Genomic DNA, 7,400 nt, shown 5'->3' with positions numbered 1-7,400 from the left:
GTGCCGGACTCATCAAGACCGTGCTCGCCGTGCACCACGGCCATCTCCCGGCGACTCCCAACGTGGCCGAGCCCATCGAGGAACTCGCCGCCGCCGGCGGCCGGTTCGCGCTGCTGCCCGAGGGCCGCCCCTGGACCGAGGAGACCGGACGGCCGCGCAGCGCCGGGGTCAGCTCCTTCGGCGTCGGCGGCACCAACGCGCACGTCGTCGTCCAGGAGCACCGGCCGGCCGGCCCGGCCGTGCACGCCGAGCGCCGCGAACTCGAAAGGGTGTGACGTCCCGTGGCCGCCTCTCCGACCTCTCCTGCTTCTCCGACTTCTCCCCTCCCGTCGACCCCACCGACCCCTTCGGCTCCGGCCCCCTCGGCCTCCCTGCCCCGCGTCCTGGCGGTGTCCGCCCGGGACCCCCGCTCCCTCGCCGTCCTGTGCGGCCGGCTGGCCGACCGGCTGGCGGGGGCCCCGCGGACCGACCCCGACGACGTGGCGCTGACCCTGGACACCGGCCGTGAGCGCTTCGACTGCCGGCACGCCGTGGTCGGCCACGACCTCGCGGAGCTGGTGAACCGACTGCGCGAACCGGTCGGCGACGACGCCCCCCGGCCCCGGCCGGGCGACCCGGCCGCAGGTGTCGTCCTGCTGCTGGACGGCACTTCCCCCGACGGCCCGGTCGCCGCACTGCCCGGACTCGCCGACGCCCTGCGCCGGGCCGAGGACGCCGCGCGTCAGACCGAGGACGCCGCCGGGCTCGGTGCGGACGCCGCCGCGGCGCGGGCCGTCGCCGCGGCGCGGGCCGTCGCCGTGCAGTACGCCGTCGCCCGCTGGCTGCTCGACCGGCGCCTGACCCCGGTCGCCGTGCGCGGCGAAGGCCGCGCCGGCGCCCTCGCCGCGGCGGCGGTGCGCGGCGACCTCCCGGTGGCCGACGCACTGCGGGCCGCGGCCGAAGGCCTGGAACCGGCACCGGCCGAGCACGCGCCCGGCCCGAGGGAGGCGCTGGTGGTCCGCGTCGGCCGCCGCGCAACCGTGGACGGCACCGCCCACGGCGAGGAGGAGCCGCTGGTGCTCGACCCCGCCGACGGGACGTCCGCGGCCCGGCTCCTCGCGCGGCTGTGGTGCCGCGGCCTGGACGTGGACACCACGCTCGGCCGGCCCGGCCGCCGGCTGCGGCTGCCCGGCCACCCGATGTGGCGACGCACCCCCGGCGAACACCGGGCGGAGGACACCGGCCGCCCGCTCACCCCCTACGAACAACGCTGGCTCTTCTACGACCTGGTGCGCCGGGAGACCTCCGGCGACCACGCCGCGGTGGCCGCCCACGCCGTCCCCGGTCCGGCACCCGAAGCCCCTTTGGTGGCCGCCGCCTTCACCGAGCTCCAGCGCCGCCACCCCGCCCTGCGCACCGTCTTCGGTGAGCGGGGCGGGCGCTGGCGGGCGACGGTCGGGGCCCTGCCCCCGGCCGCCCCCGACCTGCTGCCCGCCGACCCGGACGGCGATCCGACGCGCCTGACCGAGGCCGTCCGCACCGCCGCCACCCGGCCCTTCGTCCTGCGGGACGCCCCCCTGGTGCACTGCTGCGTCCAGGAGGGGCCCACGCACTGGGCACTGGCCCTGGCGGTCTACGAGCCCCTGACCGCGTCCGTGACCCCGGCGGACCTCACTGCCGAACTCCAGGCCCTGCTCACCACCGGCCCGCCGCGGCGGGCCGCACCGGCCCCCGAGGCCGCCGCCGTCCCGGCCGGCCCCGCCTGACCCGTCCCGTCCGGCTCGGCCCGGACCCCGGCTCCGCAGACCCTTCTCCGTCCTCCCTACCGAACGGAACCGCGATGACACTGCTGCACACCGCCCCCGCCGTCCCCGGCCCGGCCCCGGTCGCCCTGCCCGCCGACTGGTACGGCGCCGCGCCCGCGCCGATCGGCGTCGACCAGGCCTTCAACGGCTTCGTCGCCGCCACCGTCGTGCACACCCTCGACCGGCTGGGCATCTGGGACCACTTCGCGCGGAACCACTGCCTCGACGTGCCGGCGTTCGTCCGCGCCGCCGGGCCCGCGGTCCGCGAACGGGTCGTCCGCGAGGTGCTGCGCGCCGCCGCCGTGTGCGGGTGGCTGCGCCTGGAGGACGACGGCGACGCCGCCGTCCTCACCGACCAGGGCCGCGAGACACTGCGCATGCGCGGCTACTTCACCTGGGCCGTCGGCGGCTACAGCGACGTCTTCTCCCGCGCCGCCCAACTGGCTTCCGGCGAGGCCGCCTTCGGCACCGACGTGCTGCGCGACGAGGCGATGGTCGCCCTCGGCTCCGGGCAGAACGACCGCAACTTCATGTCCGGCACCCTCGACGAGGTGCTCGCCGGAGTCGACTTCGGCACCCTCGCCGACCTCGGCAGCGGTATGTCCGCCCGGGTCAGCCGCGTCGTCGCCGGCCGTCCCGGCACTCGCGGCCTCGGCCTGGACATCAGCGGGCCCGCCACCGAACTGGGCCGGCGCACCATCGCCGAGGCCGGTCTCCAGGACCGGGTAAGGGCCATCCAGGCCGACGTGCTCGACGTCTGCCACCGCGAGGCGCACCGCGAGGCCATCGCCGAGGTGGACACCGTGATGAGCTTCTTCCTGCTGCACGACCTGCTCGCCGACCCGGTCACCCGGCCGCAGCTGTTCACCCGGCTGCGCGAGGCGTTCCCCGCCGCCCGCACCTTCGTACTCGCGGACACCATGCTGCGCCCCGACGCCGAACAGGCCGCCACCCTGCCGGTCTTCTCCCTCGGCTACGAGCTGGCCCACGCGCTGATGGGCGTACCCCTGCACACGAAGGAGACCTACGAGGAGCTGTTCGCCGCCGCCGGTCTGCACCCCGTGCGCACCGTGCCGTTCGGCACCCCGCACTCGTGGCTGTACGTCCTGGAGGCCCGGTGAACGTGCCCTTCGCCGCCACCGTGCGCGCGTTCTCCCCGCGCACCCGGGCCGTTCTGGCCGTCAACGCGGTCAACTCCTTCGGCGGGGGCCTGGTCCTGCCGTTCCTGTGGATCTACCTGGGCGAGGTGCGCGGCCTCGCCGGGTGGGTGCCCGCCGCCACCCTGGCCGTCCAGGCGGCCACCTCGGTCGTCGGCGGCCTCGTCTGGGGCGCGGTCCTCGACCGGGTCGCCCCGCGCCCCGTCGTCACCCTGGTGATGTGCGTGGCCGGTGTCGGCACCGCGCTGTACGCGGTGGCGGGCTCCGCGCCCGCGGCACTCGCCGCCGCGCTCGTCTACGGCCTCGGGATCAGCGGTGTGGGCACCGTGCTGCGCTTCCTCTACGCGGGCGCCGCGACCGCCCGGGAACGCGGACTGGCCTTCTCCGCGGACTACGCCGTCTTCAACGCGATGACCGGCCTGGGCGTGCTCGTCGGCGGAGTGGTGGCCGCCGGCGGTCCGGGCGGGGACGTCACCCGGTTCGCCGCCCTCTACGTGGCCGACGGCGCCACCTTCCTGCTGGCCGGCCTCGCCTTCCTGGTGCTGCTGCCGCGCATCGAGGCGGCCTCGCCCAGGTCCGCGTCGGGGGAGGAGGACGCCGGGCCCGCCGTGGGCTACCGGGCGGTGCTGCGGCAGCGCACGCTCGCCGTCCTGATCGCCACGACGGCGCTGTGCTCACTGGTGTCGTACGGCCAGCTCAGGTCGGGACTGCCCGGCTACCTCACCGCGGGCGGCGCGGTCGGGGCCGAGGGTCTGTCCGGCACGTTCGCCGTGAACGTCGTCGTCGCCGTCCTCACCCAGGTCCTGTTCGGCGAACGCGTCCAGCGCATGAGGCGCAGCGCCGTCCTGTCGGCCACCGGCGCCGTGTGGACGGCCGCCTGGCTGCTCGTGCTGGTGGCCGGCCGTCAGCACGGCACGACGGCCGTGGCGCTGGCCATGTCCGGCGTGCTGCTGCTGTCGGTGGGGGAGGCGCTGGTCTTCCCGGCGCTCACCGGGCTGCTCAACGACCTCGCCGAGGAGCGGATCCGGGGCCGGGTCAACGCGATGCTCTCGGTGGCGATCTCGACCGGGTCGGTGGCCGGCCCCCTGCTCGCCGGCGCGACGCTGCCGACGGCCCGCGGCGTCCCGTTGATAGTCGTCCTGGCCGGTGTGTGCGTCGCCGTCGTCGTGGCCGGCGCGGTCCTGGGCCGGGGCCTGCCGGCCGCCGCCGACCTGCCGGGTCCGGAGGCCGAACCGGCTGACACGGCCGAGCCGGCCGAGGCGGTGGAGAGCACCGGCACGGTCGGGACGGCTGACACGGCCGAGACCACCGAGGCCCGTCCGGAGGCAGCGCCCGCCGCCCTGCCCTAGCCCCCCGCCGGCCACCACGCCCCGGCAGTCGCCGGCAGTGAAAGGAGAAACGCCGTCATGAACAACTGGCCGCTGACCGGTCTGCGCGTGACCACGCCGCTCGTCGAGCTGCGCTGGCCCACCCCCGAGGACCTCGACGCCCTCGCCGACCGCGCCGCCGAGGGGGTGCACGCCCCGGGCTTCATGCCCTTCTTCTCGCAGTGGACGGACGGCGACCGCTCCACCGTCGCCCGCCGCGTCCTGCAACGACACTGGCGAGCGGCGGCGGAGTGGAGGCCCGACGACTGGACGCTCTACCTGGCCGTGCTGCACGACGGCGAGGTCGTCGGCTCGCAGTCCCTGGGCGCACGCGACTTCGCGGTGAACCGAGAGGTCCTGCTGACCTCCTGGCTGGGGCTGAGCCACCAGGGCCGCGGCCTCGGCGGCCACGCCCGTGCCGCCGTCCTGGACCTCGCCTTCACCGGTCTGGGCGCGCACGACGCGTTCTCGGTGGTGCGGCGCGGCAACGCCAACTCGCAGGCCGTGTGCCGCAAGTTCGGCTTCACACCGGACGGGACGCAGGTCAACGCGGTGCGCGGGGAGCGTGCCGTCAGCGACCGCTACCGCCTGGACCGGGCCGCCTGGCAGGCCAAGCGCGCCGTCCCCGTGGAGATCACCGGTCTGGACGGCGCCCTGGAGATGTTCGGCGCCGCCCGGGCCGCCGACACCCCGGCCACCACGCCGGGCGGCGGGGCCCCGGAGACGGACCTCGCCTCCCTCCTGTCCGGGGTGCGCTACGCACCCGCTCCCGACCACGCCCACTGAGAGGCCGTCATGCCACGCCCAGTGATCGCCGTCGTCTACGACTTCGGCTCCGTCGCGCCCGTCGACGCCGTCGAACGCCTCGAACCGCTCGGGGACGTCGTCTTCGCGGTCGTCGACTCCCCGCACACCGCGGAGCTGGCCCCGCTGCTGGCCGAACTCGCCCCGCTGGTACGGGTGGACGCCTCCGGGGAGAGTGGCCTCGACGCGGCGGCGGCCGAGCTGCGGGCCCACGCGCCCGCGGCCGTCGTCACGTTCAGCGAGCGCCGCCTGGACACCACGGCCGCCCTGGTGGCCCGGCTGGGCCTGCCGGGCCACACGCGGGATACCGTGCGGCTGCTCACCGACAAACACGCCCAGCGCCGCCGGCTCGCCGAGCGGGGCGTGGACCGGGTCCGCACCCGGCTGCTGCGCTCCCCGGCGGACTGGGCGGCGGCCGTCGCGGAGGTGGGCCTGCCGGCGGTCCTGAAACCGGTGCGCGGCGAGGGCAGCCGCAGCACCCACCTGGTGCACGACGCCGCCGCCGGTGCCGCCCTCGCCCACCGTCTGCTGGCCGTGGCGCCGGGTCAGGGCGGCGAGGAAGGCCTGGTCCTGGAGGAATACCTGGCCGGGACCGGCCGGGAACCGTTCGGCGACCACGTCTCGGTGGAGAGCGCCGTCGTGGACGGCCACGTCACGCATTGGGCGGTGACCGGCAAGTTCCCGCTGGCCCCGCCCTTCAGGGAGACCGGCCACTTCTGGCCCGCCCCGCTGGCCGCGGACGAGCGCGCCGCGGTGCTCGAGCTGGCCGGTCGCGCGGTGCGTGCGCTGGACATCCGTACCGGCATCACGCACACCGAGCTGAAACTGACGCCCGACGGCCCCCGCGTCATCGAGGTCAACGGCCGCCTGGGCGCCTACCAGAGCGGCCTGGCCCTGCGCGCCGGCGGCCCGGACCCGATCGCGCTGGCCGGCCGGGTGGCCCTCGGCGACGACCCGTTCGACGCGGACCCGAACCCCGCCGCCCCCGACCGGGACGTCACCGGCGCGTGGATGCCGCGGGACCGCGTCGTCTACGCCCGGGCCGTGCTCACCCCCGCCGAGGGCGGTCTGCTCACCCGGGTGCACGGCATCCGCGAAGTCCTGGGCCTGCCCGGTGTGGAGACCTACGACAGCCGGGTGCGGCCCGGCACCCGGGTGCCGCCCGATGTGCGCACGGCCGAGCTGGCGATGCTGTGGGGAACGGCCGGCAACCACGCCGAGATGGTCGATGTCCTGGACCGGGCGCTCAGCGCCCTCGCCTACACCTTCGACGACCCCGCGGCCGGCCCGGCCGGGCGCACGCTGTCCGCCCGAGACCTGGGCACGGCCCCCGCCGCCCGGCCCGCTGCCCCCGACTCGCACGGCAGCCCGGTACCCGCCGGTTCCGCGCACCACCGACCCTGAGAGGCACCCCGATGAGCACCGAGACGACCGCCACCGCACCGGCCGACGCGGCGACCCCGCCGTCCGGCCGTGAGCCGGCCGAGATCCGCACCGACGTCCCGCGGTTCCTGCCGGTGGCCGGACACCACGAGCCCGCCCCGTTCTGGCTGACGTCCGACATGTTCGGCGGCGTCCCCGTCCAGCTGGCCGGCGGCCCCGTCGACCACCTCGTCGGCAAGCCGGTCGCCGACCCGCACCGGCACGACGTCGACGAGATCTACTTCCTCGTCTCCCCGCACCCGGGAGGCGCCCGCATCGAGGTCCGGGTCGACGGGGTCCGCCACGAACTCGCCTCGCCCGCCCTGCTGCGCGTCCCGGCCGGCGCCGAGCACTGCTTCCTCACGCTGGAGGCCGAGCCCGGCAGCTACTGCTTCGGCCTGCTGCTCGAGGAGCGGTCGTGACCGTCACCGCACCCGCACCCGCCCCCGCGCCGGCCGCCCCGCCCGGAGCCCTGGTGCGCCTGCACCTGAGCGAGAGCCCGTACGGTCCGAGCCCGCTCGCCCTGGAGGCGGCGCACGAGGCCGTGGACGCCACCGGCACCTACCCCGACCCCACCCGATCCGCTCCCGCCCGCGCCATCGCCGGCCTGCTGGGCGTGGCGGCCGACCAGGTCGTCGTCGCCAACGGCAGCGACGAACTGGTCCTGCTCAGCGCCCTCGCGCTGGGCGACCCCGGCCGTCCGGGCGTCACCACCGCCGGCACCTTCCCCGGATACCGGATCTGTCTGGAGAACCTGCGGCGCGGCTGCCACGAGGTGCCCCTGGACGGCACCCGGCCCGGGACCGCCGCCCTCGCCGCCGCGCTGGACGGGGCCGGCATCGGCTACGTCTGCAACCCGCACAACC

7 protein-coding genes and 1 pseudogene are annotated in these 7,400 nt (G+C 76.6%); all 8 read left to right on the top strand.

Annotated elements, in window-relative coordinates:
* Window positions 1-275: ketoacyl-synthetase C-terminal extension domain-containing protein (locus ACWC21_RS27845; RefSeq protein WP_450885582.1), on the top strand; the 275-nt coding region annotated here is incomplete at its 5' end.
* A 114-nt stretch (window positions 276-389) separates the two neighbouring features.
* Window positions 390-1,745, top strand: coding sequence for a CurL C-terminal domain-containing protein (locus ACWC21_RS27840; protein WP_450885581.1), 1,356 nt, complete (start codon window positions 390-392; stop codon window positions 1,743-1,745).
* 74 nt (window positions 1,746-1,819) lie between these two features.
* Window positions 1,820-2,905, top strand: coding sequence for an SAM-dependent methyltransferase (locus ACWC21_RS27835; protein WP_450885580.1), 1,086 nt, complete (start codon window positions 1,820-1,822; stop codon window positions 2,903-2,905).
* The gene (locus tag ACWC21_RS27830; RefSeq protein WP_450885579.1) at window positions 2,902-4,290 is read left to right on the top strand and encodes an MFS transporter; all 1,389 of its coding nucleotides are present in this window, start codon (window positions 2,902-2,904) and stop codon (window positions 4,288-4,290) included. The genes ACWC21_RS27835 and ACWC21_RS27830 overlap by 4 nt, the downstream gene beginning before the upstream one ends.
* A gap of 57 nt (window positions 4,291-4,347) precedes the next feature.
* Window positions 4,348-5,094, top strand: a complete 747-nt coding sequence (locus ACWC21_RS27825; protein ID WP_450885578.1) for a GNAT family N-acetyltransferase — start codon at window positions 4,348-4,350, stop codon at window positions 5,092-5,094.
* 9 nt (window positions 5,095-5,103) lie between these two features.
* Window positions 5,104-6,516, top strand: a complete 1,413-nt coding sequence (locus tag ACWC21_RS27820; RefSeq protein ID WP_450885577.1) for an ATP-binding protein — start codon at window positions 5,104-5,106, stop codon at window positions 6,514-6,516.
* Between the two features lie 11 nt (window positions 6,517-6,527).
* A complete protein-coding gene (locus ACWC21_RS27815) occupies window positions 6,528-6,956 on the top strand; it encodes a cupin domain-containing protein (protein ID WP_450885576.1) in 429 nt (142 codons plus the stop codon).
* Window positions 6,953-7,400 (top strand): annotated as a pseudogene (locus ACWC21_RS27810) (pyridoxal phosphate-dependent aminotransferase); the annotation flags it as partial. The gene ACWC21_RS27815 and the pseudogene ACWC21_RS27810, both read left to right, overlap by 4 nt.

It is taken from the genome of Streptomyces sp. NPDC001348 (assembly GCF_053597535.1).
This window is presented reverse-complemented; position numbering and strand designations above follow the sequence as displayed.

Bases quoted from the DNA above. Each gene is read 5' to 3' on its own strand.
- ACWC21_RS27835 (WP_450885580.1), top strand. From the start codon at position 1,820: ATGACACTGCTGCACACCGCCCCCGCCGTCCCCGGCCCGGCCCCGGTC.
- ACWC21_RS27815 (WP_450885576.1), top strand. From the start codon at position 6,528: ATGAGCACCGAGACGACCGCCACCGCACCGGCCGACGCGGCGACCCCG.
- ACWC21_RS27820 (WP_450885577.1), top strand. From the start codon at position 5,104: ATGCCACGCCCAGTGATCGCCGTCGTCTACGACTTCGGCTCCGTCGCG.
- ACWC21_RS27825 (WP_450885578.1), top strand. From the start codon at position 4,348: ATGAACAACTGGCCGCTGACCGGTCTGCGCGTGACCACGCCGCTCGTC.